General features: G+C 65.7%; 15 protein-coding genes. 8 read left to right on the plus strand and 7 right to left on the minus strand.

Annotated elements, in window-relative coordinates:
* Positions 1 to 56 precede the first annotated feature (56 nt).
* Entirely contained in the window at positions 57 to 614 is a 558-nt protein-coding gene (locus G6N55_RS02615) for a hypothetical protein (protein WP_085220154.1), read from the plus strand.
* Between the two features lie 17 nt (positions 615 to 631).
* Positions 632 to 1,597 (plus strand): FAD-dependent oxidoreductase, encoded by a 966-nt coding sequence (locus G6N55_RS02620; RefSeq protein WP_085220153.1) that lies wholly within the window; start codon positions 632 to 634, stop codon positions 1,595 to 1,597.
* Here the strand turns inward: G6N55_RS02620 and G6N55_RS02625 are convergent.
* Positions 1,581 to 2,000, minus strand: coding sequence for an anti-sigma factor antagonist (locus G6N55_RS02625; RefSeq protein ID WP_085220152.1), 420 nt, complete (start codon positions 1,998 to 2,000; stop codon positions 1,581 to 1,583). The genes G6N55_RS02620 and G6N55_RS02625 overlap by 17 nt on opposite strands.
* A 137-nt stretch (positions 2,001 to 2,137) precedes the next feature.
* Here G6N55_RS02625 and G6N55_RS02630 point away from each other — a divergent pair, with 137 nt between their 5' ends.
* A complete protein-coding gene (locus G6N55_RS02630; RefSeq protein ID WP_232078907.1) occupies positions 2,138 to 3,034 on the plus strand; it encodes an enoyl-CoA hydratase/isomerase family protein in 897 nt (298 codons plus the stop codon).
* Positions 3,035 to 3,038: 4 nt separating this feature from the next.
* Here G6N55_RS02630 and G6N55_RS02635 read toward each other — a convergent pair whose 3' ends face one another.
* Together G6N55_RS02635 and G6N55_RS02640 are read right to left on the minus strand one after the other, a co-directional pair.
* Positions 3,039 to 3,440 (minus strand): phage holin family protein, encoded by a 402-nt coding sequence (locus G6N55_RS02635; RefSeq protein ID WP_085220150.1) that lies wholly within the window; start codon positions 3,438 to 3,440, stop codon positions 3,039 to 3,041.
* A 48-nt stretch (positions 3,441 to 3,488) separates the two neighbouring features.
* Positions 3,489 to 4,556 carry an amidohydrolase family protein gene (locus tag G6N55_RS02640; RefSeq protein ID WP_085220149.1) on the minus strand — a complete coding sequence of 356 codons (1,068 nt, stop codon included), beginning with the start codon at positions 4,554 to 4,556 and terminating at the stop codon, positions 3,489 to 3,491.
* Between the two features lie 128 nt (positions 4,557 to 4,684).
* Here G6N55_RS02640 and G6N55_RS02645 point away from each other — a divergent pair, with 128 nt between their 5' ends.
* Complete coding sequence (locus tag G6N55_RS02645) at positions 4,685 to 5,896, plus strand: MFS transporter (RefSeq protein WP_276073087.1); 1,212 nt, start codon at positions 4,685 to 4,687, stop codon at positions 5,894 to 5,896.
* Between the two features lie 4 nt (positions 5,897 to 5,900).
* Here G6N55_RS02645 and G6N55_RS02650 read toward each other — a convergent pair whose 3' ends face one another.
* Positions 5,901 to 7,175 (minus strand): competence/damage-inducible protein A, encoded by a 1,275-nt coding sequence (locus G6N55_RS02650; RefSeq protein ID WP_456299222.1) that lies wholly within the window; start codon positions 7,173 to 7,175, stop codon positions 5,901 to 5,903.
* Positions 7,176 to 7,284: 109 nt separating this feature from the next.
* Positions 7,285 to 7,590: an MTH1187 family thiamine-binding protein gene (locus G6N55_RS02655; RefSeq protein WP_085220147.1), complete on the minus strand. Its 306-nt coding sequence runs from the start codon at positions 7,588 to 7,590 to the stop codon at positions 7,285 to 7,287.
* Between the two features lie 38 nt (positions 7,591 to 7,628).
* Here G6N55_RS02655 and dtd point away from each other — a divergent pair, with 38 nt between their 5' ends.
* Genes dtd through G6N55_RS02670 form a run of 3 tightly spaced genes read left to right on the plus strand, consistent with a single transcriptional unit; the run spans position 7,629 to position 9,854 of the window.
* Positions 7,629 to 8,060 carry a D-aminoacyl-tRNA deacylase gene (gene dtd / locus G6N55_RS02660; RefSeq protein WP_085220146.1) on the plus strand — a complete coding sequence of 144 codons (432 nt, stop codon included), beginning with the start codon at positions 7,629 to 7,631 and terminating at the stop codon, positions 8,058 to 8,060.
* 55 nt (positions 8,061 to 8,115) lie between these two features.
* Positions 8,116 to 9,039 carry a class I SAM-dependent methyltransferase gene (locus G6N55_RS02665; protein WP_085220145.1) on the plus strand — a complete coding sequence of 308 codons (924 nt, stop codon included), beginning with the start codon at positions 8,116 to 8,118 and terminating at the stop codon, positions 9,037 to 9,039.
* 23 nt (positions 9,040 to 9,062) lie between these two features.
* Complete coding sequence (locus G6N55_RS02670) at positions 9,063 to 9,854, plus strand: HAD family hydrolase (protein WP_085220144.1); 792 nt, start codon at positions 9,063 to 9,065, stop codon at positions 9,852 to 9,854.
* Here G6N55_RS02670 and G6N55_RS02675 read toward each other — a convergent pair.
* A complete protein-coding gene (locus G6N55_RS02675) occupies positions 9,851 to 10,876 on the minus strand; it encodes an alcohol dehydrogenase catalytic domain-containing protein (RefSeq protein ID WP_085220143.1) in 1,026 nt (341 codons plus the stop codon). The genes G6N55_RS02670 and G6N55_RS02675 overlap by 4 nt on opposite strands.
* A gap of 10 nt (positions 10,877 to 10,886) precedes the next feature.
* On the minus strand, positions 10,887 to 12,818 hold the full coding sequence (locus G6N55_RS02680; RefSeq protein WP_085220142.1) for a flavin-containing monooxygenase: 1,932 nt from the start codon (positions 12,816 to 12,818) through the stop codon (positions 10,887 to 10,889).
* Between the two features lie 271 nt (positions 12,819 to 13,089).
* Here G6N55_RS02680 and G6N55_RS02685 point away from each other — a divergent pair, with 271 nt between their 5' ends.
* A complete protein-coding gene (locus G6N55_RS02685; protein ID WP_085220552.1) occupies positions 13,090 to 13,554 on the plus strand; it encodes a hypothetical protein in 465 nt (154 codons plus the stop codon).
* The last annotated feature ends 56 nt before the right edge of the window (positions 13,555 to 13,610 follow it).

Here is a 13,610-nt window from a genome sequence, read left to right on the forward strand (position 1 = left end):
GGGCCGATTTCACAGCGATGTGAATTAGGTTCTCGACCCCGGTACCCTCGATATCTATGGGTGGAGTACCTACTGCGGCACGGCTGGTTGCCGCGAGTCTGATGGTCGCGGGCTGGGCCGCGTCCACCGTCGTTGCCAGCGCCGATCCGGACGACACCCGGGGCCCCGCACCGGGGCCGGCGCCCGCCCAATCGCCGTCGCCATCTCCGGCGCCCGCCGCATCACCGTCGGCATCACCGTCACCGGCACCGCCCGGGGGCGCGCCCAAGACCGTCATGGACAAAGACGGCCTTTACGCGGTGGGCACCGACATCGTGCCGGGCATCTACAGCAGCGGCGGTCCGGTCGGCAACGGCACCTGCTACTGGAAGCGGACGTCCAACCCGGACGGCGCCCTGATCGACAACTCGCTCACCAAGAAGCCGCAGGTCGTCCGCATCGAACCGACGGACAAAGCCTTCAAGACGGACGGCTGCCAGCCCTGGCAGCTGACCCCGGACGCCACCGCGCCCGCCGACGTTCCCGGGCCGGTCGCCGGAGCCCAACTACAGGGCACCCTGGGCACGCTCAACGGCCTGCTCGGGCCCAACGGAATGCGAGTACCCGGCACCTGACCGGATAGCGTGGCGACGTGGCCAGTGCCCAACAGATCGTCGTCATCGGTGCCGGGGTCAGCGGACTGACCTCAGCGCTGTGTCTGGCCGAAGCGGGGTGGCGGGTCCGGGTGTGGACCGCCTCGATGCCCCGCCAGACGACGTCGGTAGTGGCCGGTGCGGTGTGGGCCCCTCCCCGGCCGGCCGAACGAGCCACCAAAACACTGGCGTGGACCGAGTATTCGCTCAAGGTGTTTCGCGAGCTGGCCGCCGATCCCGACAGCGGTGTGCAGCTGGCGCCGGCGCTCAGCGTCGGCGAATTGACCGCGACCGAGGCGATGTCGTCCGCCGCGGAGCTGATTCCCGAGTTGCGGCCGGCTTCACCCGCCGACCTGCCGCAGGGCTATCGGGTGGGGTTTCGCGCGACCATACCGATGATCGACATGCCGCACTACCTCGACTACCTCACGCAGCGACTCGCCGCGGCCGGCTGCGAGATCGAGGAACACCCCGTGCAGTCATTGGCCGAGGCCGCCGACGCCGCACCGATCGTGATCAACTGTTCGGGTCTCGGCGCCCGGGCGCTGGTGGGCGACGACACGGTGCGGCCGCTGTTCGGCCAGCATGTTGTCCTCGCCAATCCTGGTCTGCGGCAACTGTTTCTAGAGATCACCCCTAACCCGGAATGGATCTGCTACTTCCCGCACCCGCACCGCGTGGTGTGCGGCGGAATCAGCATCCCGGATCGCTGGGACACCACCGCCGAGCCCGACATCACCGATCGCATCCTGGCGCGCTGCCGGCGGATCGAGCCGAGGCTTGCCGAGGCCGAGGTGATCGAGACGATCACCGGGCTACGGCCCGATCGGCCGTCGGTGCGGCGGGAAGCCGAGCCGCTCGGGCGGGCACGCTGCATCCACAACTACGGACACGGGGGCAATGGCGTGACCCTGTCCTGGGGTTGCGCCCGGGATGTGGTGCGCCTGGTCAGCCTTGATCGCTGACCGGCGACAGCGCCGTCTCCACGCTCGAGTACGTCGGCAGCAGCGGACCCAGCCCGCACACGGCGATGGTTCGGTCCATGATGGCCTGGCGGGTGACTAGCCGCAGCGTGACGCCGCGAGTGCGGCACTGCGCCGCCTCGTGCGCCAGTGCGGCATAACCGCACGACCCCATGAAATCGAGGTCGCACACGTCGATCACGAACGGACCGGGTGCGACGGTTTCGGCGGCGGCGCGGCTCAGCACGTCCTGCCAAGCGGTCTCGTTGCTGGCGTCGATGTCACCGTCGACGTGGACGACTACCGAGGAACCGCTGCGCTTGGTGACCGTGCGCAGACCGCTTGGCGTATGACCAAGATACGACCCGTTGTTGGGCCGCAAGATTCCAATTTCGGCAGTGTCCATCTCTGCGACATCCCGTCGTCGTGGGCTGTATCTGGCGACGCCGTCCTTGTCCCAAAGGCTCGGCAGGGTTGTCGTCAAACCGACCCCCGTCGGTTTTCACGTCGTTGCTAAGCATATGTGCAATTGAGATTTACGCGGTGAAATTGCGCAAATCGTTCAGTTTCCCAGCGCATGGCTGTCGGCCGAAGGGCACTGAAACCCTTACTATTTCAGTAACGGTAGCAACGACGAACCGAAACGGTGGAACATCCGTGAGTATCGATTACGCGCTTAACGCGCACGTTGCCACCATTACGATCAACCGTCCCGAGACGCGCAACTCGCTGGATATGGAACATTTTCGCGATTTGGCGCACGCCTGGGCCGACTTCCGTGACGACGACGGCGCGTGGGTCGCGGTCGTCACCGGCGTCGGACGGGATTTCTGCACCGGCGCGGATCTGAAGAAATTCATCCCAGAACTGACCGGCGACCTTCCCAAACCAGGCGGCTGGGACGCGCTGGACGCGATTCACGCCGTGCTGCATCGCTTCCCGGTGTACAAGCCAATCGTCGCGGCGGTGAACGGTACCTGCGTCGCGGGTGGCTTTGAAATGTTGGGCTGCACCGACATCCGCGTCGCCGTGCCCGAAGCGCGATTCGCGGTGATGGAACCCAAACGCGGTCTCTTCGCCGGTGGCGGCAGCACGGTGCGGCTGCCACGCCAGATTCCCTACGCCCTGGCGATGGAGCTGTTACTGACCGCCGACATGGTCGACGCGCAGCGTGCTCTCGTCATGGGGCTGCTGAACCAGGTGGTGCCGGCCGAGCGTTTGATGGATACCGCCTACGACTACGCGGAGCGGATCGCGGCCAACGCGCCGCTCGCGGTCTATGCGACCAAACAATCCGCGGTCGAAGGTCTGGCACTCGACCTCGAAGCGGCCTACGACAACGAGACTCGGCACAGCGACCGGGTTTTCGCGACCGAGGATGCCAAGGAAGGCCCGCGCGCGTTCGCCGAGAAGCGCCCACCGCGGTGGCAGGCGCGCTGACCGGCTACCCGTTGGTGGCGCGTCGGAGGTCCCGGCTCAACAGCGACAGCAACCAACTGACGATCGACAGCACGATCGCGGCCCAGATCGCGGTCCACCAGAAGTGATCGATCTGCAGTCCCCAGTGCGTGGTGTTTTCGGTGATCCGGGCGGTGATCCAGAGCATCAAGGCATTGACGACGATATGGAACAAGCCCAGCGTCACGATGTAGAGCGGGATCGACAGGAATTGCACGATCGGTTTGATGATCGCGTTCACCAGGCCGAAGACCACCGCCACCACGAAGATGATGCCGACCCGCTGTAGCGTCGTTTCGCCGCCGACGAAGCTCAGGCCGTGGACCAATTTGGTGACGACCCACAGTGCGAATCCGGTCAACGCGGCGCGAATCAGAAAAGGGCCCATGCCGAAACATCCTCTCACCGAAGTGGCTGCGGGGCACCCGTATTCGAGTTAGTTCAGCGCGTAGAAGCGTTGTGCGTTGAGGCTACCGATCTTTTCCCGCGCCTCTTCGCTGATGTCCGCCCGGGTGCGTAGGTGCTTGGTGCTCTCCGGCCACTCGCCGTCCCAATGCGGGTAGTCGCTGGCGAACATGATGAAGTCCGCGCCCAGCACGTCGATCACGCCGGGCAGGATCGGTTCTTCGGGCTCACACGTCACAAAGATGTTGCCCGCGGACAGGTATTCGTGCGGATCGCGGCGCCAGCCGCGCTCGACCCAGTCCCCTCGCTTTTCGTAGTGCTCGTGGAGGCGGTCCATGAAGAACGGGACCCATCCCGCGCCGGCCTCGAGGAAGGCGACCCGCAATCGGGGATGGCGCTCGAAGACGCCGCCGGAGACCATCGCGGTCATCGCGGTCATCTGGTCGAACGGAAAGCTGATGCAGTGCACCTGGATGTAGTTGGTGAACCGGTCCACGCCGATTTTCGGCAGATGAATTCCCGGGGCGCCGTGAATGCCCAGCGGCATCCCGAGTTCCATCGCGGCGGCGTAAAACGAGTCGAGATCGGGATGGTCCAGATTGCGGGTCTTCAGCGCCGGCGGGACGAGAGTCGCCACCAGCCCGAGGTCCTTGGCCTCGGTCATGACGTCAATGGCCAGCTGACCGTGTTCGATCGGCGTCACGGCCACGCCGCGCAACCGGCCGCCCGAGGAGGCGCAGTAGTCGGCGATCCACTGGTTGTAGAGGCGCGCGAATCCCGCTGCGAATTCGGGATCTTCGAGGCTGGGCGCGCAGAGCCCGAGGCTCGGGTACAGCACCATCGTGTCGATGTGATCGCGGTCGGCGTCGCCCAGCACACCGTCGGGAGACGAGCAGTTGATGTTGGGCGACTTGCTGATACCGTGCTCGGGCGGACAGCCGGCGCCCGGGCCGCGGTCCTCCGGATAGTTGCGGCCTTCGATCATCAGCCGTAGGCGCCGGTCTGTGCTGGGCTTGACGTGGTCGGGCCACCGCTTGATCGCTTCGATCGCCAGCGAGGAATTCTCGGCGACGTGTCCATCGGCATCGATGATTCGCATGTATCCGGAACTTACTCCCGCCGTTTTCACTATGGAACGGGCTCGCGCCAACGCGTTGGGTGCGCCAGGATGCTTTGGTGACAACACAAAAGATCAGCGCCGATCAACGAAATTCTTTCATCGCGGCAATGCTCGGTTGGACGATGGACGCCTTCGACTACTTCATCGTGGTGTTCGTCTACGCCGATATCGCCAAGACTTTCCACCACAGCAAGGCCGAAGTCGCATTCATCACGACGGCGACTCTGGTCATGCGCCCCGTGGGCGCCTTGTTGTTCGGGCTCTGGGCCGACCGGGTCGGACGGCGGACACCGTTGATGGTGGACGTGATCTTTTACTCCGTCGTCGGCTTCCTGTGCGCCTTCGCGCCCAACTTCACCGTGCTGGTGATCCTGCGGCTGCTGTACGGCCTTGGTATGGGCGGCGAATGGGGGCTGGGCGCCGCGCTCGCGATGGAGAAGGTCCCCGTCGAACGGCGCGGTTTCTTCTCCGGCCTGCTGCAGGAGGGCTACGCCTTCGGCTATCTGCTGGCCAGTATCGGCTCGCTGGTGGTGCTGGACTGGCTGGGGTTGTCGTGGCGCTGGCTGTTCGGTCTGTCGATCATCCCGGCTTTGATCAGCCTGATCATCCGATACCGGGTGCAGGAGTCGGAGGTGTGGGAGGCCGCGCAGGACCAGATGAAACTCACCAACACCAAGGTCACCGACGTGCTGCGCGACGGCAAGATCGTTCGCCGGTTCTTCTACCTGGTGGCCCTGATGACCGCCTTCAACTGGATGAGCCACGGCACGCAGGACGTCTACCCGACGTTCTTGGGCTCGGCCGCCAACCACGGCGCCGGCCTGGACAGCGTGACGGTCAAGTGGATCGTGGTGGTCTACAACATCGGTGCCATCATCGGCGGTCTGTTCTTCGGCTCGATGTCGCAACGGTTCAGCCGCCGCTACACCGTGATCTTCTGTGCGATCCTCGGGCTGCCGATTGTCCCGTTGTTCGCCTATTCGCACACCGCCGCGATGCTGTGCCTCGGATCGTTTTTGATGCAGGTCTGCGTGCAGGGCGCCTGGGGCGTGATCCCCGCGCACCTCACGGAGATGTCACCCGACGCTATCCGCGGCCTCTACCCCGGCGTCACCTATCAGCTCGGCAATCTGCTCGCGGCCTTCAATCTGCCGATCCAGGAAGCGCTGGCCGAGTCGCACGGCTACCCGTTCGCGCTGACCGCGACGATCGTGCCGGTGTTGTGCGCCGTGGCATTCCTGACGTGGATCGGCAAGGATGCGACCGGCATTCGCTTCGGAACAGCCGAAACGGCTTTTCTCCCAACGGAAGTCAAGTGATGAGCTAAAGCGGTGCTTGCTCGCTCAAGGCGCGTCGCAGCATGTGCATCGCGACGGTCGCCGAGCGCTCGCGGACATCGGAGCGGTTCCCGGGCAGTCGCAATGTCCGGGTGTCCGTGCGGCCTTCGGCTAGCCGCACGGTGAAGCAGACGGTTCCGACCGGCTTCTCCGGTGTTCCCCCGCCGGGTCCGGCGATGCCGGTGATCGCGACGGCGGTATCGGCGCCGAAGCGCTCCAATGCGCCCGCCGCCATCGCCTCGGCGACGGGTTCCGATACCGCGCCGTGCGTTTCGATCAGTGCGGCGTCGACGCCGAGCAGCTGGATCTTCGCGTCGTTGGAGTAGCTCACCACGCCGCCCATTACGTAGTCGGACGAGCCGGGCCGGTCGGTCAGCCGTGCGGCTACCAGTCCGGCGGTGCAGGACTCCGCGGTGGCTATCCGGCGGCCGGACAGTAACCGCGCGACCACGTCGTCCACCTGGGATCCGTCTTCGGAGTACAGCTGCTGCCCGTGCCGGTCGCGCAGCAGCCGGGTCAGTTGCGCGTAGGCCTGTGCGGCGTCCGGCTCGTAGCGGGTGACCATTTCGATCTCGCCCCGCCGCAGGCAGGTGGTGATCTCCAGCGACCCGAATCCGGCGACGGAATTCTGCGCGTCCCGCAGTGTTTCGGCCAGCCCCGACTCGGGCAGCCCGAACATCCGGATGGTCTCCTGTTGGTAGATCGTCCGGCCGGCGATCGCCTGCTGCGTGGCGGGAGTCTCGATGGCCTTGTGCCACATCGGCTGAAGCTCACGCGGGGGTCCGGGAAGCACGATCACCGTGGGCTTTCCGGGCACCACCACGCCGGGGGCGGTACCCACCGGGTCGAGCACTTGCGCACCGGCGGGAACCATCGCCTGCTTGCGGTTGGCTGCGCGCACCGCATCGAAGCTTTCCGAATCAAAGTGCGCCATAAGCTTTTTGAGAATATTCGCGATCTTGCCCTCGACTTCTTCGTCGAGCAGCAGCTCACGCTCGCAGAAGCGGGCCACCACCTCGACGGTCATGTCGTCGGCCGTCGGACCCAGTCCGCCGCTGGTGACGATCAGGTCCACGCCCTGTTCGGCCATGAAGCGCAGCTGTGCCTCGATGTCGGAGGGGCGGTCGCCGCAGATGGTGATGTGGGCCAGCTCGACGCCCAGTTCGAACAGTCGATCGGCGATCCACGGGCCGTTTCTGTCTTGGACACGTCCGGTGAGGACTTCGGTTCCGGTGACGACGATGCCTGCGCGTGCGCTCACCGGCATGAGCCTACTGGCGCACGGACGCCACACTGGCGTCGAGTGTGCGCTGACGGCGGCGACACGCCGATCGGGGCCGCCGTGGACGCACACTCGACGCCGGCCGGTCCTACCCCTCGGCGAGGTAGCGCTCGACCGTGGCGACTTTCTGGATCATCGCGTCCTGAACGCCGGCTCGCATGTCCACCTTGATCACCGTGCTGACCCTGGGGGCACGAGCGGCCACGGCCTCGACGGCGCGCTGCACCACCGCCATCACTTCCTCCCAGGTTTCGCCCTCGATCACGGTGAACATCGAATCGGTCTTGTTGGGCAGCCCCGAATCGCGCACCACCCGGACAGCTTCGGCGACGAGCTCGCCGACGCCCTCGCCCACGCCGAGCGGGGTGACGGAAAACGCGACGAGGACGGACACGTGACGAGCGTACCCATCCGGCCTGGCAGCATCGAACCATGCGGGTTCTGGTGCAACGGGTCTCGTCGGCAGCGGTGGCCATCGACGGCCGGGTGGTGGGTGCCATCCGGCCGGACAGCCAGGGGTTGCTGGCGTTTGTCGGCGTCACCCACAGCGACGATGTCGACAAGGCGCGCCGGCTTGCCGAAAAGCTCTGGAACCTACGCATTCTCGCCGACGAACGCTCCGCGGCCGACGTTGGTGCGCCGATCCTGGTGGTCAGCCAGTTCACCCTCTACGCAGACACCGCCAAAGGTCGCCGACCGTCCTGGAACGCCGCGGCCCCCGGTACGGTCGCCGAGCCGCTGGTCGCGGCGTTCGCGGAGGCGTTGCGCGGGTTGGGCGCCCGCGTCGAAACCGGCGTGTTCGGGGCGAATATGCAGGTCGAATTGGTCAACGACGGGCCAGTAACGGTGTTTCTCGAGCTGTGAACCGGCCCTCGCAGGTACCTTGGATCTTGGCCGATCGAAACAGGAGGGGGCGACCATGAGCACTGCGCCTGAATCCGGGCCCGAATTCGGCACGCTCCGTTCCGATGACGACCAATGGGACATCGTCAGCAGCGTCGGCTATACCGCTCTCCTGGTCGCGGGATGGCGCGCACTGCACGCCGCGAGCGCGCAGCCGCTGGTCCGAGACGAATACGCGAAGGTGTTCATCGCGGCGTCGCAGGACCCGTATTTGGCCGGTGCGCTTGCCAATCCGGGCAGTACCGACGACGAGACCGCGTTTCCGCGTCTCTACGGTGTGCAGACCCGGTTCTTCGACGACTTTTTCGGCGCCGCGGCCGACGCGGGCATCCGGCAAGCGGTGATCGTCGCCGCGGGATTGGACTCGCGGTCGTATCGCCTCGAATGGCCGCCCGGAACAAGGGTTTTCGAAATCGATCTGCCGAAAGTCCTGGAATTCAAGGCTCAAGTGCTGGGCGAGCATGGCGCGGTGCCTAAGGCGTCGCGGGTCGAGGTCGCGGCCGACTTGCGCACCGACTGGTCCAGGCCGCTGGAAGCGGCCGGCTTCGACACCGAAAGCCCCAGCGCCTGGTCGGTGGAGGGCATATTGCCCTACCTGACCGACGAAGCCCAGAACACGCTCTTCACCCGGATCAGCCGACTCAGCGCACCCGGCAGCCGAATCGCCATCGGCGCACTGGGATCGCGCCTGGACCACGACCAGCTCGAAGCGCTTGAAACAAACCACCCCGGGGTCAACATGTCCGGAGATGTGGACTTCTCCTCCCTTACCTACGAGCCCAAGGGCGACCCTGCCGAATGGCTGGCCGCGCACGGCTGGAGCGTTGAGCCCGTCCGCAACACCCTCGACTTGCAGGCCGGCTACGGCATGACACCACCCGATGTCGACGTGAAAATCGACGCTTTCATGCATTCGCAGTACATAACGGCAACCCGGTAACGGATGGAGTCGACGTGGTGACTATGACGATGCTCTCGCCCGCCGACGCCATTGCCGAGATCACGGCCAGCTCACCGGGACCGCGAGTCGGCGCGTTCTTCGATCTGGACGGAACCCTGGTCGACGGCTTCACCGCCGCCGTTCACGTCGGCGATCGGATCCGGCGCCGGCAGGTCGGGCTCGGCGAGCTGGTCGGCGTATTCGATGCCGCGCTGCGATATCGCTTCGGCCGCTTGGAATTCGAGCGCCTCATCGCCCGGGCCGCGGGATATCTGCAGGGCGAGTCGCTGGTCGAGCTGGACGAGCTGGGCGAGCGGCTGTTCGTCGAACGTGTTGCCTCGCGCCTGTATTCGCACATGCGCGAGATCGTGCAAGCGCATCAGGAACGCGGTCATACCGTGGTGCTGAGTTCCTCGGCGCTCTCGATTCAGGCGCTGCCGGTCGCGCGCTTCCTCGGTATCTCCAACGTGCAGTGCAACCGCTTCGAGCTTGATGAGTACGGACGCCTGACCGGTGGAATCGTCAAACCGATCGTCTGGGGAACGACGAAAGCATCTGCGGTCCAACAATTTTGTGCCGCCAACGACGTCGCGGTGCAGCACAGCTATTTCTACGCCGATGGCGACGAGGATGCCGCGTCGATGTCGGTGGTCGGCTATCCGCGACCGGTGAACCCCCGCTCGGGCCTGGCCGCCGAGGCCGCGGCGCACGGCTGGCCGGTGATGTGCCTCGCCTCGGTCCGGCGTCGGCCGATGCGGACGCTGCGCTACCTCGCGAACCATGTTCGCCGCGAAGCGCAGCCAAACGGCGACTAGGGCTTCAGCAGAATCTTCACGACGTCTCCCGATCGCGACTCGGCGGTCGCGTACGCCTTGGCCGCGTCGTCCAACGACATCGACGTGGTGAAGATTCCGTCGACGTCGAGCCGCCCGGACTGCAGCAGCGGGACCAACTCCGGCCAGGTCCGTTGCACCGGTGCCGTGGTGAATCGCACGCTGGTGCTGCGGATCAGGCAACCCAGCGCGTTGAGCGGGAACGGATTCATATCGTGCACGCCGACCACCGAAACGGTGCCTCCGGGCCGGACGGTGTTGATCGCGTCGGTCAGCGAGGCATCGGTAGCGACGGCGTCGATCACCGCGTCGGCGCCACGTCCGCCGGTGGCTGCCATGATCGCCTCGAGGGCCGGCGCTTTGAGCGGAGTCGCACCCCACTGCGCAGCGCGGTCCAGGCGGCCGTCGACCATGTCGATCGCGAAAATCGTTGCAGCGCCCTGGAAGAACGCGCTGCGCAGCGCGCACAGCCCGACCGCGCCCAGGCCGATCACCGCGACGCTGCCGCCGAACGGAATGTCGGCGCGCTGCGCTGCCGCCCAACCGGTGGCCAGATTGTCGGTAAGCAGCAATGCCTGTTCGGTGCTGATGCCCTCGGGCATCTTCAGCAGCTGAAAATCGGCGGCGGGCACCGCGAGCAGATCGGCTTGTGCACCGCCGAGCAGTCCCCCGCCGAAAATCTGAAAACCGGAGTAGCACATGACCGGGTCGCGGGTGGCACACCCCGGACAGCTGCCGCAGCCCGTCACCGATGACACCATGACCTGATCGCCGGCCTTGACGTTGCGCACTTCGGGCCCGACTTCCACCACGGTGCCGACGGCTTCGTGGCCCAGCGCGATCGGGTCGGGCATCGGAAAATCGGCCTCGTAGAAGTGCAGGTCGGATCCGCAGATGCCGGCGGCGGTGATTTCGACGATCGCTGCGTCGGGGCCGGGGAGCGCGGGATCGGGACGGGTGTCGACCCGGACGTTGCGGGGTCCATCGACGACTACCGTGCGCATAGTGGTGTGCTCACTTTCCTTGTCGCACAATAAATTGGGACCAATCGGGCTCGCGCACCGCGGCCCAGTACTCGTTGAGGCGCCAAGGGCTGACGGTGTGGATCTCCCCGTCGGCGTTCTTGAAGTAGGAGTGCTTGACCGCGGGGTGAGACCACACCATCTTCTTGATCTGGGTCTGTGTCCGTTGATGCCAGTCGGTCGCGGCGCCGGTCTTGGGTTCCATCGAGTGCACGTCGGCGTCTGCCAACCGCTGCAGGCACTGGTCGATGTAGCGCATCTGCAGTTCGGATTGGAAGATCAGGCTGCCGCCGTGCGCGAGGTGGGTGCCCGGCCCGTAGATGATGAAGAAGTTGGGGAAATCCGGAACCGTGATGCCCAGGTAGGCATACGGGCGGCTCCCCCACATCTGGTGAAGGTCAATTCCGTTGCGGCCGGTCACCTTCAGCGGCCACAACACGTCGGTGTGCCGGAATCCGGTGGCGTAGACGATCACGTCGGCCTCGTGCTCCACCCCGTCGTCGGTGACGACACCGCGGGGGGTGATCTGCCGGATCGCGGTGCGGACCAGTTCGACGTTGTCGCGCTGCAGGGTCCGCAGCCAGCTGCCGTTGTCCTGCAGTGTGCGTTTGCCGCAGGCGGGATAATCGGGCATCACCTTGGCCAACAGCTCTTCATCGTCGCCGACCTGGCTGGTGATCCACTGCGAGAACATCATTGCGGCCGCTGCGTTGATGTCGCTGACGGCCGCGTCCTGGTCGGCATAGTTCGGATCGCCTTCCGCGGCGTCGAGGCCCTTGTCCGAACCGGGCCACAACACCAGGAACCGATACCACCGTCCGTAGAACGGCAGGTTGCGCATCGCCCAGCGCACTCCCTCGCCGACTTCGTCGTGGTACATGGGATTCGGGAACATCCACTGGGCGGTCCGCTGGAACACGGTGAGATGCTCGACATCCTCGGCGATGGCGGGCGCGATCTGGAAGCCGCTGGCGCCGGCGCCGATCAGGGCGACCCGCTTACCGGTGACGTCGACCGAGTGATCCCAGGCCGCGGAGTGAAAGGACGGCCCCGCGAAGCTGTCGGCGCCGTCGAATTCGGGGATCTGCGGACGATTGAGCTGACCGACCGCGGTGATCAGGGCGCGCACCCGAAGCGTGCTGGTCTGTCCGTCGGCGTCGCGCAGCGAGACGCTCCAGATTCCCTCGTCGTCATTCCATTCGGCCGCGAGAACCTCGGTGTTCCAGCGGATGTGCTCGGCCAGGTCGTGCTTGTTCATCACCTTGGTGAAGTAGTGCTGCAGCTCGTCCTGCTCGGCGAAGAAGTGCGTCCAGTCGTTGTTGGGTTCGAAGCTGTAGCAATAGAAATGGTTGGCCACATCCACCCGCGCTCCGGGATAGCTGTTCTCCCACCATGTTCCGCCGGGCCCGGGGTTCTTCTCCACGATCGTGAACGGGATGTTGGCTTGTTGTAGCCGAACACCGGCCAGCAGCCCCGATTCCCCGCACCCGACGACCAGCACCGGGACGTCGGCCGCGCGCTCGGCCGGTATCGCGACCGGGCGGCGCGGGTCGGTCCCGTCGAGGTCGAGTTCCTCGGCGACCAGGGACAGGTAGTCGTCGGGAACATGTTCGCAGGCCGCCCAGTCCATCATCTCCCGGATGAGTTCCGGGCTCAGGGGCTGCGGCTCGGGGCAGCCGCGGTCGCGATATTCGCTGATGACGGTCAACGCCTCGGCGCGGGCACGGGCCTTGTCGTCCTCCGACATGAACCCTTGCACCTCGTTGAGGAAGATGCCCATCTGCTTGTAGTCGCGAATGAATCGCGGGTCGCCGGTGATGTGCACGAGCGAGAGCAACAGCGTCGGGATGCTGACATCTTCGAGGGCCGCGGCGATTTCCGGCGTCGACGTGGTGAAAGGGCGGCCGGAGTAGGGGCTGCGCATCGAGCCGATCCTTTCGGGAGACGGGGAAACCTATTACGCTACTCACCGTTTCGTAATTGGCAGCACTACGGTACCCGCTGCCGACGGAGCGGATCAAGAGTCGTCGCCGCGGGACTGGGAGTCGTGGTTGTTGGTTTCGGTCAATGCCGTCGCATGAGGTAGAACTGCTCCCCCGCCTGCGAAACAATAGGACGACTTGGGGCCCGGGCGCGGCCAGGTCGCTGACCGCGTTGCCGACGATGCCCGAAGCCGACGGGAGGTGGTGCGTGCCATGGCTCCTTTGCTGACGGCCTGCAGCGGATTCCTCTTCGCCGTTCTATGGATGGATTTGATGTTCGACGTCCAGGTTCTCGCGCATCGATCCGCCGGCGAGGAATTGCCCGAGCCGGTGCTCGCCTCCATCACGGGGTATTACCACCGCGCGACCACCGCGGCGCGTCCGATGAGTCGGCTGATCGCTTTGGTGATGCTGATTTTGCTGGGCGCGTTGGGGTTTCAGGCGACCCTTGGACGCGACCCCGGTTGGTTACTGGTGGTTTCGGCCGGGCTTGCCGGTATCCCCACGATGCTGGCGCTGACGCAAACGGTTCCCGACGCGATCCGGCTCGGGCAGCGCACCGATAGCGTGGCCGAGCAGAGTCACCTGGCGCGGTCAGTCTGCCGCGACCACCTCGTCTGCGTCGGGTGCATGCTCCCGTTCCTGCTGCTGTGGCTGGCCCGCAGCCTGGTGACCTGACGCGTCGTAGTCGTGGGGCGCTTGTCAGGGGCCGCTGGCCACGTCATGGGCGCGCG

Origin of the sequence: Mycobacterium florentinum (assembly GCF_010730355.1) — a bacterium.
Classification (GTDB): Bacteria; Actinomycetota; Actinomycetes; order Mycobacteriales; family Mycobacteriaceae; genus Mycobacterium; species Mycobacterium florentinum.

Coding starts and splice junctions, on each gene's coding strand:
- G6N55_RS02615 (WP_085220154.1), top strand. CDS start 57: ATGGGTGGAGTACCTACTGCGGCACGGCTGGTTGCCGCGAGTCTGATG.
- dtd (WP_085220146.1), top strand. CDS start 7,629: ATGCGGGTTCTGGTGCAACGGGTCTCGTCGGCAGCGGTGGCCATCGAC.
- G6N55_RS02635 (WP_085220150.1), bottom strand. CDS start 3,440: ATGGGCCCTTTTCTGATTCGCGCCGCGTTGACCGGATTCGCACTGTGG.
- G6N55_RS02680 (WP_085220142.1), bottom strand. CDS start 12,818: ATGCGCAGCCCCTACTCCGGCCGCCCTTTCACCACGTCGACGCCGGAA.
- G6N55_RS02675 (WP_085220143.1), bottom strand. CDS start 10,876: ATGCGCACGGTAGTCGTCGATGGACCCCGCAACGTCCGGGTCGACACC.
- G6N55_RS02665 (WP_085220145.1), top strand. CDS start 8,116: ATGAGCACTGCGCCTGAATCCGGGCCCGAATTCGGCACGCTCCGTTCC.
- G6N55_RS02640 (WP_085220149.1), bottom strand. CDS start 4,556: ATGCGAATCATCGATGCCGATGGACACGTCGCCGAGAATTCCTCGCTG.
- G6N55_RS02625 (WP_085220152.1), bottom strand. CDS start 2,000: ATGGACACTGCCGAAATTGGAATCTTGCGGCCCAACAACGGGTCGTAT.
- G6N55_RS02645 (WP_276073087.1), top strand. CDS start 4,685: ATGCTCGGTTGGACGATGGACGCCTTCGACTACTTCATCGTGGTGTTC.
- G6N55_RS02670 (WP_085220144.1), top strand. CDS start 9,063: ATGACGATGCTCTCGCCCGCCGACGCCATTGCCGAGATCACGGCCAGC.
- G6N55_RS02685 (WP_085220552.1), top strand. CDS start 13,090: ATGGCTCCTTTGCTGACGGCCTGCAGCGGATTCCTCTTCGCCGTTCTA.